The following is a 14647-nucleotide window of genomic DNA, read 5'->3' as shown; positions in this document are numbered from 1 at the left end:
GTTCCCTACTTAACCGCGCCGAATGTCAGGCCGCGAACGAGTTGTTTTTGACTGAACCAGCCAAGGATCAGGATGGGGGCAATCGCCATGGTCGAGGCCGCACTGAGTTTGGCGAAAAACAGACCCTCGGGGCTCGAATAGCTCGCGATAAACGCCGTCAACGGTGCCGCATTGACGGCCGTCAGGTTGAGCGTCCAGAAGGCTTCGTTCCAGGCCAGGATGAAGTTCAACAACATGGTCGACGCAATGCCCGGTATGGCCATGGGGGTGAGAATGTAAAGGAGTTCTTCCTTCAGGCCCGCGCCATCCATCCGGGCGGCTTCCAGGATCTCGCCAGGGATTTCCTTGAAGTACGTGTAGAGCATCCAGACTATGATCGGCAGGTTGATCAGCATCAGGACGATTGTCAGTCCGATGCGGCTGTCAAGAAGGCCCAACTGGATGAAGAGCAGGTAGATCGGGTAGAGCACGCCAACTGCCGGTAACATCTTGGTGGACAGCATCCACAGCAGGATGTCCTTTGTGCGTTTTGAAGGCACGAAGGCCATCGACCAAGCAGCCGGAACTGCAATGATAAGTCCCAAAATCGTGGAGCCGCCAGCCAGGAATATGGAGTTCCAAAGGAAACGCATGTAGTTCGAGCGCTCCTGTACCACCGAATAGTTCTCTAGGGTCCAATCAAAGAACAAAAATATCGGCGGATCGGCGATTGCTTGCGCTTCGGTTTTGAAGCTGGTGAGGATCGTCCAGAGGATCGGAAAGAAAATCAGCATACCTATCAACCAGGCGACGGCTGTGTTGATCATTTTCCGGTTTGTTGTAACTGCGCGGGCCATTTGATTACTCCTCACGCGTCAAGGTTTTTGCCGACGATGCGCATCAGGAAGATCGCAACGATATTGGCGAGGATAATGGCGTAGACACCACCTGCAGAGCCGAGACCTACGTTCTGGCTTTCCAGCACCCGCTGGAAGATCAGGTAAGACAATGTCTTGGTGCCAAAGGCACCGCCGGTGGTGACAAAGATTTCCGCGAAAATCGCCAGCAAAAAGATGGTCTGGATCAAGGTCACGATGGTGATCGCCCGCGCCAGATGCGGAAGAACGATGAAAAAGAAGCGTTTGTGGACTGGGGCGCCGTCCATTTCAGCGGCCTCTAGCTGCTCACTATCGAGAGACTGAATAGCAGTCAGCAAGATCAGCGTCGCGAATGGCAGCCACTGCCAGGAGACGATCATGATCAGCGATGGCAGGGACGCCTGGCTCAACCATTGTATCGGTTCGGTGCCAAAAAACTTCCAGAGATGTGCCAGGATGCCGTTGACCGGATCCATGAACATGTTTTTCCAGACCAGCGCGGATACGGTCGGCATCACAAAGAAGGGCGCAATAACCAGAATTCGGACAACGCCCTGACCCCACATTGGCTGATCGAGCAAGATCGCCAATGCAATTCCCAAGGCAATTGTGATGACCAGAACGCCTCCGACAATGATCAGCGTGGTCTGAATGCTGGGCCAAAACGAGCTTGAACTCACGAACCTGATATAGTTGGTAAATCCGACCCACTCCAACCCGTTGGCCATGGAGTCGCCGCGCAGCGGCAGGTATTTCTTGAAGGAAAAGAACAGCGTCATGCACAACGGGATCAGCATCCAGCCCAAGAGCAGAACGACTGCAGGTGCCATCATCATCCGGGCGGCAGAACGTGATTGCTGAGTGGCCATGACACATCTCCTCTGTTGACGGACGCTGGTCCGTCTCGAAATATATCTTTAAAATGAAATGGCAGAAGGAGGCCGAAGGACGGGCGAACCCGCCCTCCGGTACTGGAAGTTACCGCGAGCTTATCGGTAGCCGGCGGCTTCCATTGCATCGTTGGTCAGAGCTTGAGCTTTGGCCAATGCCTCTTCGACGGTCTGTTGACCTGCATAGGCAGCCGAGAACTCCTGGCTCACTTCAGTTGCGATACCGGCAAACTCCGGAATAGCAGCGAACTGGATGCCAACGTATGGGCTCGGTTCGACGGTCGAGTTGTTCGGATCAGCTGACAGGATTGAATCCAAGGTCATCTTGGCGAACGGTACGGCCTGATACTCTGGGGTCTCGTACAGAGACGTCCGTGCACCTGGAGGAACGTTGGCCCAACCTTCTTTGGCAGCTACGAGTTCGATGTAGGATTTGGACGTAGCCCATTCGATGAACTCTTTTGCAGCTGCTTCCTTTTGAGTCCCGGCAGGAATTGCCAGCGCCCAGGCCCACAGCCAGTTCGAACGTTTGCCAAGCCCTGTATCAGGGGCCAAAGCGAAGCCGACAGAGTCGGCCACGGTCGAGTCGTTTGGATTTGTTACAAAGGATGCTGCCACCGTGGCATCAATCCACATGCCGCATTTGCCCTGCTGGAAGAGCGACAGGTTTTCATTAAAGCCGTTGGTCGCATAGCCCGGAGGGCCGGAGGCATCCATCATGTCTTTGTAAAAGTTCAGCGTATTGGCCCATTGTTCGGTATCGAACTGAGCGTTCCAGTCCATGTCGAACCAACGTGCACCGAACGAGTTCGACATCGCTGTGATGAATGCGCCGCCTTCACCCCAACCAGCCTTGCCGCGAAGGCAGATGCCGTTGATTTCGTTGTCACGGTCAGTCATAGCCGCCGCTGCTTCTCTGACGAAATCCCAAGTCGGCGCGTCTGGCATTTCCAGACCGGCTTTTGCCATGAGGTCTGTACGGTACATAATCATGGAGCTTTCGCCATAAAACGGAGCGGCATAAAGCGTTCCGTCGTGGCTCAGACCACCAGCCATAGCGGGCAGGATGTCAGCGGCATCATATTCTTCGGAGAGATCGTCAAGTGGAACGAGCCAGCCGTTGGCACCCCAGATTGGCGTTTCGTACATGCCAATGGTCATGATGTCGAAAGCGCCGCCCTTCGTTGAAATGTCGGTGGTCACGCGCTGACGCAGTACGTTTTCCTCCAAAGTGACCCACTCGACGGTATGACCAGTCTTTGCAGTGAAATCGTCGGTGTAACCCTGCATGCGGATCATATCACCGTTGTTCACAGTAGCGATGGTGAGTGTTTCTGCTTGCGCTGCCGCTGCGGTCAACACGACAAGCGCAGTCGTCGCACAAAGTGCGTTCTTTATGTACATCCGATCTCCTCCCTTGGCTGGATGTTGGGCCAACCCTAAGCGCTACCGTAACGGCGAGTCAATAAAAAATTTACGCGCGTAAAATTTTTGCTACGCAGAACTGCGTAAGACCAGGCGCGCTGAGAAGACGGTTTCTTCACGGCGTGCAAATCGCCCGCCCGCTTCTATGAGATTGTTGAGGGTCTTAAAGGCGTGGTCCGAAACGCTGTCATAATCATGGGCAGCCGTTGTCAAAGACGGGCAGGTGAACTTTGAAAATGGGTGGTCGTCATGAGAGGCGACCCTTAAGGCGCAGCCAGCGCCGCGCCCGACCCGCAAGCCTTTCTCATAACAGGCGGATAGCAGGCCGATCGCCAGGCGATCGTTGCTGCACAATACGGTGTTGGTCGGAAACCCGCCGGTTTCCAAAATGCGAAGCGCACCGTCCCGCCCAATTTGTTCGAACGCCCAGCCCTCACCCTCGATCTTCAGAATGCGCGGTTCGAGATTGCGCTCGGCCATCAACTGCTCATATGCCGCCCGCCGTTTGTTGGCGTTCGGGTTGGCTGGTGTGCGCATTTCAAAGAAACTCGGTGGCTCACCCGTTCGGGTAAGATAGTCGACAGTCTGGGAGACAAAGCTGAAATTGTCAGATCCCACAAAGGCTTCTCCGATGCCTTCAATGTTACTGTCAAACAGAACTGTCGGAACATCCTGGCAGAATTTTTCAACGGACAGTTTGTCTGACGCCCGGCCGAGCGGTGCGAGCAGGACCCCGGCCGGTTTCAAAGACCGAAGGCTATCAAGGATTTCATTCTCAAGCTGCTGTTGGCCGTGGGCACTATAAAGGGTTGGGTGAAACCCGGCCTCTAGACAGCGTTGCTCCAACTTCCTTGCTATTTCCGTGAAGAACGGGTCGGCAAGGAAAGGGACCACAATGCCGACATTCTTGGTCAGCTTGCGGTTCTGGTTCATCGCGAAAATGTTTGGCCTGAAATCGTATTTTTGCAGGGCGTCTTCGATGCGCAACCGTGTCGTTTGGCGGACGCTCTCGGGATTGTTGAAATACTTTGAGAGCGTTGGCCTAGAGATGCCGCTAACAGCTGCAAACTCCTCCATGTTCTTCAGCTTCCGCTCGACCACTTGTTCTGCCTTTCCAGTCCATCCACATTATGAGCCGCTGGTTTTCGGAAAAGGACATCTGCATTTGTTTCCGCGCGACAATTTTTGACATTACATTAGTTTGCGTAGCTGAAATTGGTCAAGCGAATGACAACAGTACGTCTGGAAATGAGTTCGCTGCCTTGATCAACGATGCAATCCCGGTTCTGAAAGCATCATTACGTAAGAACTATTCAAGGGGGCAGGCTGGATGATTGTTCATGTTCGTTTGGAGGAACGCAGCTACGTTTGAATACCAGCGAATAGGTTTCTGGCCCGCCTAAGGTCGCCGTCTTAGATCAGCTGCACAGCTGTTTAGGGCTGTTTTCAGTTCAGCAACAGTTGGGCTGTCGGAGCCTGATAACCGTGACAATAGACCAACTGGGCGCTTAACGGTCGGGCTGCGAAGGTTTTTGAAATCAAGTTGTTTTCCTATTCCTGAATACATCCCGGTACGCGGCAACAGCGCCAATCCGAGACCCTCGCGTGCGAGCTCCATAGCAGTGGTTGTTCGGCCAACTTCATACGTCCAAGCGGCCGAAAGCCTGTTTTCTGCCATTGCATCGTCGATCAAGAGTCGGTTGCCTGTTCCGCGGGCCGGTAGAATTAGCGGTTCACGATGCAGATCTGACCACAAGACATGCACACGGCCTGCAAATCTGTGATCGGGAGGTATTGCAACGGAAATCTCGTCTTCGAAAAGGGGTTCAAAAAGCGTGTTGGGTTCTGCCACGCCCGCCGAACACACGCCAAAATCGGCGTCACCCTGCGCGACGGCTTCTGCAACTTGATTTGCGGCATGATCCAGAACTCGAACACGTGGATCGAGGCCTTTTGCCTGAACCAGCCGCAGTGCAGGAAGAAGAAGGGGAACAATCAATGTCGGGATCATTGCCAGCGTTACCACAGCATTTCGTTGATGAGAGAAAGCGACACTCTCATCCCGCATTGCACGTGTTGCTTCCTCGGCACCATCCAATATCGCTTCGGCGCGTGGAAAAAGGCGTTTGGCCGCGAGCGTCGGTTTCACAAGCCGCGTGGTTCGCTCGAATAAGGGGGAGCCGAGAACCTCTTCCAGCTTTTGAACGCGACGGGTGATCGCTGACTGCGAAAGGTTCAAACGCTCAGCGGCATGATGAAAAGATGCGGTTTCCATCACTGCCAAAAAGGCTTCCAAGTCAGTAAAATCGTAATTGATGCGCATTGCGCAATAATCGTGATATTATCATCATTAGTCAAATCAATGTCTGCTGTCCTACTCTAGGCGGGAAAGGGCATCTGACATGAAGCATAGCTATGATCTGGCTGTAATTGGCGGAGGGAACGCTGCTTTGTGCGCCGCAATCACGGCCGCTGAATTGGGCGCGCGCGTCGTCATTTTCGAGACTGCGCCAAAGGCTTATCGAGGCGGCAACTCCCGGCACACGCGCAACTTCCGTTGCATGCATTCAGGCCCGCTTGGCCCGCTTGTCGAAGACTATTTTGAAGAAGAGTATTTTGAAGACCTTCTAAAAGTGACCGACGGAAAAACAGATGAGCATCTTGCTCGGCTAGCCATCCGAACTTCGGAAGAGTGCTTGCCTTGGATGGAAGAGCACGGCGTTCGGTTTCAGCCCTCTTTGTCAGGTACCTTGTCGCTTGCACGCACCAACGCGTTTTTTCTGGGGGGCGGCAAGTCACTGGTGAATGCATATTACCGGACCGCCGAAGAACTTAGCGTTGAAGTTCTTTACGAGGCCAATGTCACGCATCTTGAATTGGACGGGAACCGGATAGCGCATCTCGACTATGAGCATGAGGGAGAGAGCAAGCGGATCGCCCCCAAGGCCATCGTTGTCGCATCTGGTGGATTCCAGGCAGACACGGACTGGCTCACGCGTGCGTGGGGGCCGCCTGCGAAGAATTTCCTGATCCGGGGAACGCCTTATAACCGGGGTGTTGTTCTTGCAGATTTACTGGACCAGGGCGTTCAATCAGTTGGTGATCCGACCCAATGTCATGCCGTGGCAATCGATGGACGGGCGCCAAAATTTGACGGCGGTATCGTAACGCGTCTGGACTGTGTTCCGTTTTCCATCGTGGTCAACAAGAATGCCGAACGGTTTTATGACGAGGGCGAGGACGTCTGGCCGAAACGTTATGCGATTTGGGGGCGACTGATCGCCAATCAGCCGGACCAGGTGGGCTATGTGATCATCGATTCCAAGTCTTTGGACTTGTTCATGCCGTCCGTCTTTCCGCCAATCAAGGCCGATACGCTTGAAGAACTGGCCGAAAAGTTGGGTCTGCCACCTGTGCAGCTGAAAGACACGGTTGAGACTTTCAATGCGGCATGCGGAGACACGGCGAAGTTTCATCCGACTGAATTGGACGGGGTAAAGACCACCGGCATCAACCCGCCGAAAACGAATTGGGCCCGGCCGATCGATGAGCCCCCATACTACGGATACAGCCTCAAGACCGGTGTGACCTTCACCTATCTCGGCCTCAAGGTCGACGAGAACGCGCAATGCAGCACACAAGATGGCCCTATCACAAATCTTTGGGCAGCCGGTGAAACCATGGCCGGCTCCATCCTGGGGCAGGGGTACCTCGCCGGTTTCGGCATGACCATTGGGACGGTCTTCGGACGCATTGCCGGAAGGGAGGCAGCAAACTATGCAAACTGATCTTCTCCAGGAAGCACGCCGCCAAGCGGAAATCTGCAATGCATGCCGATACTGCGAGGGGTATTGCTCCGTCTTTCCCGCGCTCCATCAACAGCGGTTTTTTACAGACGGTAATCTCACGCAGCTTGCAAACCTCTGTCACAACTGCCGGGGCTGCTATTATGCCTGCCAGTACACTGCGCCGCACGAGTTCGATCTTAATCTTCCGAAGGCCTTGGCCGAAGTTCGTCAGGACAGTTGGGAGAGCTTTGCCTGGCCTGGTCCACTGGCGCAAATCTTTCAAAAAAACGGTGTGATGATCGCTGTCGCCACTGTTCTGGGATTTGCGGTTTTGTTTCTCGCGATGCGGACGCTTGGGTCTACCGGCGGCGACGGGTTTTATGCAGTGCTTTCCCACAATGCGATGGTGGCGATCTTCTTGCCGGCATTTCTGTTTCCGCTTTTCAGCATTGCGATCGGTCTTCGGAGATATTGGCAAGGCACGGACGGAACACGTATCACGCTGGCTCACATCGTCGGTGCGTTTGGATCGGCAGCCAACATGAAAAACCTGGCTGGTGGACACGGTGATGGCTGCAATTTCGAGGACGAAGACAAGTTTTCCAACGCGCGGAGACTGGCGCATCAGGCGGTGATGTATGGCTTTCTTCTTTGCTTTGCAGCCACATCGGCCGGGACCATTCTTCACTATGCCTTTAATATGCCGGCACCTTACCCGCTCTGGTCGCTTCCCAAATTACTCGGTGTACCAGGTGGTATCTTGATGGTTCTCGGAACGGTGGAGCTTGCGCGCCTTAAATTGAAGGCGGACAGGAACCTTGGAGCGTCGTCAGCCTGGGGCGGGGAAATGGGCTTCGTCCTTCTTCTTTTCCTGGTGGCTCTGAGTGGTCTGCTGCTGTACTGGCTTGGCGGAACGCAAATCATGCCGCTGATGCTTGCAATTCACCTCGGATCGGTGCTCAGCTTTTTCTTACTGACGCCCTACACAAAAATGGCCCACGGGTTTTACCGGCTGGCTGCGCTCATTCGGGATGAGCAACGGAAAGCTGCGTCGGAGTGAGGTCAGTGGGCTGACTGGAAGAGGCGCAAGTCCCGACAGAGATAGTCATACGCACCACAAGCCCCGGGTTTTGATCCTTAAGCTCCAACCGGCCACCGTGACGTTCAGCGACCCGTTCCACAATTGGAAGACCCAAGCCGCTCCCACCGCTGTTTTCGGATACTTGCCCGAACCGCATGCGAGCGGTGCGGATCTGGTCTGGCGTTAGACCTACCCCGTTGTCAGCAATGGTAATCGAAAGGTCTGGGCCCAGTCGTTCAAAGCCAACAGTGATGGTGTCGAGCTTTGGTCCGCCATGCCGGAAGGCGTTGTCGATGAGATTGGACACAGCTTCACGGATCATTGTCCGGTCACCGGTAATGCGAACGTCTTCCGTAGCTGGTGTCCAGATGATCTCGACGTCCGGCGGGAAACGGTTCCGGTACTCTGACACCAGAGGGTCAAGCAACTTATTGACCGAGAAAGCTTCTTCCAGCGACGTTTGGTCAATGGCCTTTGCGCGTTCGTAAGTGAGCAGTTTTTGAGCGAGAAGACTTGTGTCTTTTACAGCGTTGACGAGGTCTTCCGCCCTTTCACGCATTGCGTCTTCCGATTTGGCGGATCTCACGGCTTCAGCAAGTGCCAACACACCAGCGATGGGGTTGCGCAGTTGGTGCGCGGCATTCGAGATGAATTCGTTTTGAGTTGCCATCGCTTCCGAAACCTGCCCCAGCAGCCGGTTTAGCGTTTGCACGATGCCTTGCACTTCCACCGGTACCGGGCGCCGGATCGGTTTGAGATCTTCACCTGATCTCAAGTCGATGGCCTGCTGTAAATCACTGAGCGGCCATAAACCGATACGAATGCCAAACCAGACGATCAATGCGAGTGACAGGATAATTGATGAAATCACCGCGAGGGACCTCAAGGTCAGATCCCGGACGAATGCAGCGCGTATTGAGACATCCTGCCAAACAGTCGTCGTGAAAACTCCGCTGAAACCATCGACCTGCATTCGGGTCCGCATGCGGTACCCGCGCACTTCCCGTCCGAGATACTCACCATTGAAGTAAACCGGGCTGAGGTCACCATCTGCACTGGTCGGGATGCCAACTGGAGGCGTCGCATAGCCTGCCACTATCACGCCATCCGGCGCGTAGACGTGATAGTAAACCCGCCCGCCGGACGTATCCGAAAGGATTTTTCGGGTGTTGGCAACCAAGGCATCGCCGCCGGAAAGCGCGACGTCGTTGGTAACGGCAAGCGCAGCAGATTGCAGACTGCGGTCGAATACATCGCTCGCCGTTGAACGCGCATTATTCAGCTGCCAGACGCCGGCGAGCCCCGCGACCAACAAAAGGGGCAGGAGGATGATCAGGGTCAGCCGCAGACGTAGGGAATAAGACCGTTTCATTAAGACGCTCTGTTCAACGAATATCCAATTCCGCGGTGAACCTGGATGTTGATGTCGAACGGCGAAAGCCGTTTTCTCAGCCGCGAGACATAAACTTCGATCACCTTTTCATCGGTTTCGCTTCCGGCTCCGTAAAGCTGATCCAGCAGACTGGCCTTTGACAGGGTTCGTCCGTTTGCCTGGATCAAAGCGGAGAGCAAGGACAGTTCCCGTCTTGGAATCTCAAGTGCAACATCACCGTCAAACAACTGCATGCTGCCCGCGTCGAATTTCAGAGGTCCCAGGTTCACGAGTGACGGCGATACGGCCGTGTTTCTACGCCCAAGTGCGCGGATCCGAGCGGCCAATTCTTCCATTTCGAAAGGTTTTACAAGGTAGTCGTCTGCGCCTGCATCCAAACCCTTCACCCGATCCTGTGTTTCAGACCGGGCAGTCAGCAAGATGACCGGCCGCGGGTCACTCCGTTCCCGGAGATCTGCAAGAAGATCCAAGCCGCTTTTGCCAGGTAAGTTGATATCCAAAATAACGAGATCGCCCGTTTCCTGTCTGAGGAAAGTATCGGCATCGTCGCCGTGGTGAAGCACATCAACAGAGTGCCCGGCGTCCCGGAGTTGATAGGCAATTCCCTTTGCAAGGCTGACATTGTCTTCGACGAGGGCAATCCGCATCACTTGTTTCTTTTTCTTTTCGATGAAAGCTTATTGCAAGCTTCGCAGGGAAATCTGAGGGCATCAAGCTGCTTTTGAGTGGCCTGAATGTGCGGCAGTCAAACCAAAACTGCTGCGCCATTGGGAGGAAATTATGGTTTTGAAGAAGCTTACACAGCGCCTCGCGCTGAGTGTGGCATTTGCTACCTGCGCCCTTGCCCCTTCTCAGGTGCTCGCGGAAGGTCTCGATCTCACCGGAAAAACCGTTGAGTGGGTTATCCCGTTTTCTGAAACGGGTGGGTCCGCAAAATGGGCAAACTTCTACGCACCGCTTTTGAGTGAAGCGCTGCCCGGACAGCCAACCGTGGTTGTCAAGTTCATGCCAGGAGCCGGATCCACAAAAGGTGCCAACTGGTTCCAGGGACAAGACTACTCCGACAGTGACGGAACGCTGATTTTCGGGTCTTCAGGCTCAACGCAGTTTCCCTATCTGCTTGGCGATCCGCGTGTCCGGTACGAGTACAAGGATTGGAACGTGGTTCTCGCATCAGGCACAGGTGGCGTTGCCTACCTGCCGCCGGATCTTGCTGAAAAGATGAACGGCAACGATGCGAGCGCGCTACGCGAAACAGACTTCATCTATGGATCACAAGGCGCTACCCGTCTTGATCTCGTGCCCCTTCTCGCCTGGGAAATGCTGGGCCTGAATGTTGAGCCAGTGTTCGGTATCAAAGGGCGCGGCGACGGCCGTTTGATGTTCGAGCGGGGCGAAGCCAACATCGACTACCAAACGTCCTCATCCTACCTTAAAGGCGTGACGCCTCTCGTTGAAGCTGGAACAGCCGTTCCGATGATGAGCTGGGGTGCCTTGGATGATGAGGGCAATATTGTCCGAGATCCGACCTTCCCGGACATGCCGACTTTCAAGGAAGTCTGCGAGGCAACCGATGGCTGCGAAACGAGCGGTGAAAAGTGGGATGCCTGGAAGGCGTTCTTCATCGCAGGTTTCCCTGCACAGAAAATGGTGTTCTTGCCGAACGGAGCATCAGAGGACGCGATCAACACCTATGCCAAGGCGTTTGAAGCTGTCAAAGCGCGCGGTGATTTCGCCGAAATCTCCGCTGGGCGTCTGGGCAAGTATCCGCAGATGACAGGGGCCAAAGCGGATGCAGCACTCAAAAGTGCAACTGAAGTGCCGACCAGCGCGAAAGAATTTGTCGTTGGATGGCTCCAAGATCGCTACGGCGTATCTTTGAAATAACGGCGCTTTTCCAAATACCCGCCCGGTTGTGATCGGGCGGGCTCATTTCCCAAATTAAAATCAGAGACGATCCAGTGGACATTCTCGGTACCGCTATGCCTGCGCTCGCCCAGGCGTCTGCGATGATTTTCCAACCTGCGGTTCTCGGCTACCTGGTTCTCGGTGTGGTCATGGGCCTCTGTATCGGCGTTTTCCCGGGTCTTGGCGGTATTGCGGGACTGTCGCTGCTGCTGCCCTTCATGTTCGGGATGGATCCGGTTTTGGGGCTTGCGCTCATGATCGGCATGGTCGCCGTGGTTCCCACGTCCGATACGTTCGCGTCGGTGTTGATGGGCATTCCCGGATCGTCCGCGTCGCAAGCAACAGTTCTCGACGGATTTCCGCTTGCAAAGAAAGGGGAGGCGGCGCGTGCCTTGTCCGCTGCCTTCGCATCTTCGTTGTTCGGCGGATTGGTCGGGGCTGCGTTTCTGACTGTTTTCATACTTGTTGCCCGACCCGTTGTTCTGGAATTTCGCACTCCTGAACTTCTGATGATCACCCTGTTCGGGCTGTCCATGGTCGGCATTCTGGCAGGGCAAGTTGCAATCAAAGGCATCGTTGCTGCAGGCCTCGGGTTGATGGTTGGCACCATCGGCGAAGGCGACAGCGCCGGGGCGTTACGGATGGCAACCTACGACATGCCCTATCTGACGGACGGGTTGAAGCTCGTCATCGTTGGCCTTGGCATCTTCGCGATACCCGAAATTGTTGCCCTGCTGCGCCAGGATCGGGCAATTTCTGAACGGTCCATGCTCGGTGGTGGCTGGCTCCATGGTGTGCGTGACTGGTTTTCAAACATCTGGCTCAGCATTAGGTGTTCGTTGATCGGTGTGACCGTCGGCGTCATTCCTGGCCTTGGCGGGTCTGTCGTGGATTGGATCGCCTACGGCCACACGGTGCAGACATCGAAGGACAAATCCAAGTTCGGCAAGGGTGACATCCGGGGCGTGATCGGTCCGGAAAGCTCCAACAATGCCAAAGAGGGTGGCGGTCTTGTGCCGACGCTTCTGTTCGGCATCCCGGGGTCTGGATCCATGGCCGTTTTCATCGGGGCCGTTGCTTTGCTCGGATCCGGGCAGATTGAAGTCGGGCCGTCGATGCTCAAGAACAATCTTGATGTCACCTATGCGATCGTCTGGCTGCTCGCACTCGCCAACGTGGTTGGAACAATTATCTGCATTGGGGGATCCGGGGTGATTGCGCGCCTTACAACGATCCCGTTCGCATTGCTTGCGCCGTTCCTTTTCATGATCATCTCGTTTGCCGCGTTTCAATCCGGCCAGAACCTGATGGATCTCGTGGCACTGTTTGCCATTGGCCTTCTCGGCATCTTGATGCGGCGGTTCGACTGGTCTCGCCCGGCGTTTCTGATCGGGTTTGTTCTGTCAAATCCGGCTGAGACCTACACAAACCAGGCTGTCCAGATCGCGGCCTCCCGGTTCCGGAAAGGGTTCTCGGAGGGGATCGACTACATCTTCTCGCCCATTGTGATCATTTTGATCATCATTACCGTCGTCTCTGTTGTCGTCGGTCTTAAGCAGTCAAAGAATATCCGCGCAGAGGGCGATATCCCGAACGGAACCAAGCGAGCACCGCTCATCTTCCTTTTGGCGGTTCTGGGTTACCTGGTCTTTGCTTTCACCAATGCCTCGCTCATACCGGACTATGCGTCCGCTGACCGGGTCTTCCCGCAGTTCGTCGGCCTCGTTTCCATTGTCGGCTGTGTGATCCTGCTTTTCCAGATGCGTTTCCGGTCGGAAACCGATCCTCTCTTTTGTGATGGCGAAGTAGGCAACGCAGATGGCAATCAGCGAGGTCTCTGGCAGACACTCGCCTGGTTTGCAGGGCTCTTGCTGCTTACGTCCCTGGTCGGTTTCATCCTTGCCCTCAGCGCGTTTCTTGTTGCGTTCATTCGCCTTAGAGCCGGTCGAAACTGGGTCTATGCGATTGGCTACGCCGCCTGCGGAATCGCGTTCATGTGCGGCATGGCCTGGCTGCTGAACCGGGACTTCCCGCCGGGACTGCTTCAGTCCGTGGTGAAGCTTCCGTGGCCTCTGACATGAGTTTCATCCAACCCAAAGGCGTCCTTCGGAACAGGCCTTTATTGGCCAGATCCGCTGACGCTTATGGCCGCCAGCACGCCCAGGCATCCGCATTCCAAAGAACTGTCATCTATCTCATGAGGAGGTGAGGTCATGATGCAAACTTCCACCCCATTCATTTTCATGCGTGGAGGGTCTTCCCGCGGTCCTTACCTTAAGCGAAGCGATCTGCCGGAAAGTCTGGATGACCTTTCCAACGTTCTGACATCGATTGTTGGTGCTGGGCATCCGTTCAACATCGACGGCATCGGCGGCGGAACTGCCGTGACTACGAAAATCGCGATGTTGTCGAAATCTGACGACGATTGGGCCGACGTCGACTACTTTTTTGCTCAGGTTGGTGTTGAGGAAAAACTGGTCGACTACAAGCCGTCCTGCGGCAACATTCTGGTCGGTGTAGGACCTGCAGCCATAGAAATGGGTCTTGTGGAACCAACCGGTGATGTCACCGAAGTGCGGATCCGTGCCGTCAATACGGGGACGCTGGTTTCCGAACTTGTGCAAACACCTGGCGGCGTTGTGCAGTATGATGGCAATGCCGCAATCGATGGTGTGCCCGGTACTGCGGCGCCAATCCAGTTGCGTTTCATGAAGGTCGAAGGCAGCCTGACAGGCGCTCTTTTTCCCACCGGCAGCAGGACGGAAGTCATCAATGGTGTGACCGTTTCGTGCATGGATGTCGCCATGCCGATGGTGATCGGCCTTGCATCCGATTTCGGGATCACCGGATATGAAAGTGCCGCGGACCTTGATTCCAACAGAGACCTTTTTGCCAAGATGGAGGCTATTCGCCTGATTGCGGGTGAACGTATGGGCCTCGGGGATGTGACCAAATCAGTTACGCCGAAATTCGGCCTGCTTGCTCCGTCCAAGGGCGGTGGTTCGGCCTGTGTCCGGTATTTCATGCCTTGGAAATGTCATCCGACCCTGGCAGTCACCGGGTCGCAGTGTCTTGCTGCCTGTCTTTTGGCGCCTGGCACAGTTGCGGAAGGTTTGTTGGAACCGCGCCCAGGTGCACCAGCTGACCTCAAACTGGAGCACCCAATGGGTATGATGGAAGTTGTGATTGACTACAAAGATGAAAACGGTCGCTTTGAAGTCATCTCTGCTGGTCTTTTGAGGACCGCGCGCAAGCTTGCGACCGGCGAAGTCTTCATTCCCGGGTCTGTATGGCAGAGAAATTGA

General features: G+C 55.0%; 12 protein-coding genes. 5 read left to right on the top strand and 7 right to left on the bottom strand.

Going from position 1 to position 14647, the window contains the following annotated elements:
* Nucleotides 1-5: 5 nt before the first annotated feature.
* From RBB44_RS11030 to RBB44_RS11010, 5 genes are all read right to left on the bottom strand, one after another.
* On the bottom strand, nt 6-836 hold the full coding sequence (locus RBB44_RS11030) for a carbohydrate ABC transporter permease (protein WP_306147431.1): 831 nt from the start codon (nt 834-836) through the stop codon (nt 6-8).
* An 11-nt stretch (nt 837-847) separates the two neighbouring features.
* On the bottom strand, nt 848-1726 hold the full coding sequence (locus tag RBB44_RS11025) for a carbohydrate ABC transporter permease (RefSeq protein WP_306147430.1): 879 nt from the start codon (nt 1724-1726) through the stop codon (nt 848-850).
* Between the two features lie 120 nt (nt 1727-1846).
* Nucleotides 1847-3151: a sugar ABC transporter substrate-binding protein gene (locus RBB44_RS11020; RefSeq protein WP_133953215.1), complete on the bottom strand. Its 1305-nt coding sequence runs from the start codon at nt 3149-3151 to the stop codon at nt 1847-1849.
* A 90-nt stretch (nt 3152-3241) separates the two neighbouring features.
* Nucleotides 3242-4273: a LacI family DNA-binding transcriptional regulator gene (locus RBB44_RS11015; RefSeq protein ID WP_209174464.1), complete on the bottom strand. Its 1032-nt coding sequence runs from the start codon at nt 4271-4273 to the stop codon at nt 3242-3244.
* Nucleotides 4274-4571: 298 nt separating this feature from the next.
* The gene (locus tag RBB44_RS11010) at nt 4572-5495 is read right to left on the bottom strand and encodes a LysR family transcriptional regulator (RefSeq protein ID WP_306147429.1); all 924 of its coding nucleotides are present in this window, start codon (nt 5493-5495) and stop codon (nt 4572-4574) included.
* Nucleotides 5496-5574: 79 nt separating this feature from the next.
* Between RBB44_RS11010 and tcuA the strand changes: the two genes are divergently transcribed.
* On the top strand, nt 5575-6960 hold the full coding sequence (gene tcuA, locus RBB44_RS11005; protein WP_306147428.1) for an FAD-dependent tricarballylate dehydrogenase TcuA: 1386 nt from the start codon (nt 5575-5577) through the stop codon (nt 6958-6960).
* Nucleotides 6950-8020, top strand: a complete 1071-nt coding sequence (gene tcuB / locus RBB44_RS11000) for a tricarballylate utilization 4Fe-4S protein TcuB (protein WP_306147427.1) — start codon at nt 6950-6952, stop codon at nt 8018-8020. The genes tcuA and tcuB overlap by 11 nt, the downstream gene beginning before the upstream one ends.
* Here the strand turns inward: tcuB and RBB44_RS10995 are convergent.
* Both RBB44_RS10995 and RBB44_RS10990 read right to left on the bottom strand, forming a co-directional pair.
* The gene (locus tag RBB44_RS10995) at nt 7983-9413 is read right to left on the bottom strand and encodes a sensor histidine kinase (RefSeq protein WP_306147426.1); all 1431 of its coding nucleotides are present in this window, start codon (nt 9411-9413) and stop codon (nt 7983-7985) included. The two genes, tcuB and RBB44_RS10995, sit on opposite strands and share 38 nt — an antisense overlap.
* A complete protein-coding gene (locus tag RBB44_RS10990) occupies nt 9413-10081 on the bottom strand; it encodes a response regulator transcription factor (protein ID WP_209174459.1) in 669 nt (222 codons plus the stop codon). Before RBB44_RS10990 ends, RBB44_RS10995 begins: the two co-directional genes overlap by 1 nt.
* A gap of 133 nt (nt 10082-10214) precedes the next feature.
* Between RBB44_RS10990 and RBB44_RS10985 the strand changes: the two genes are divergently transcribed.
* The 3 genes from RBB44_RS10985 (at nt 10215) to RBB44_RS10975 (ending at nt 14647) form a co-directional block, all read left to right on the top strand.
* On the top strand, nt 10215-11321 hold the full coding sequence (locus tag RBB44_RS10985) for a tricarboxylate transporter (RefSeq protein WP_286183337.1): 1107 nt from the start codon (nt 10215-10217) through the stop codon (nt 11319-11321).
* Nucleotides 11322-11395: 74 nt separating this feature from the next.
* A complete protein-coding gene (locus tag RBB44_RS10980) occupies nt 11396-13423 on the top strand; it encodes a tripartite tricarboxylate transporter permease (RefSeq protein WP_306147425.1) in 2028 nt (675 codons plus the stop codon).
* A gap of 132 nt (nt 13424-13555) precedes the next feature.
* On the top strand, nt 13556-14647 hold the full coding sequence (locus RBB44_RS10975; protein ID WP_306147424.1) for a 4-oxalomesaconate tautomerase: 1092 nt from the start codon (nt 13556-13558) through the stop codon (nt 14645-14647).

It is taken from the genome of Roseibium sp. MMSF_3247, assembly GCF_030733765.1.
Classification (GTDB): Bacteria; Pseudomonadota; Alphaproteobacteria; order Rhizobiales; family Stappiaceae; genus Roseibium.
The sequence above is the reverse complement of the archived record's forward strand: the minus strand, read 5'-3'. Positions and strand labels throughout refer to the sequence as shown.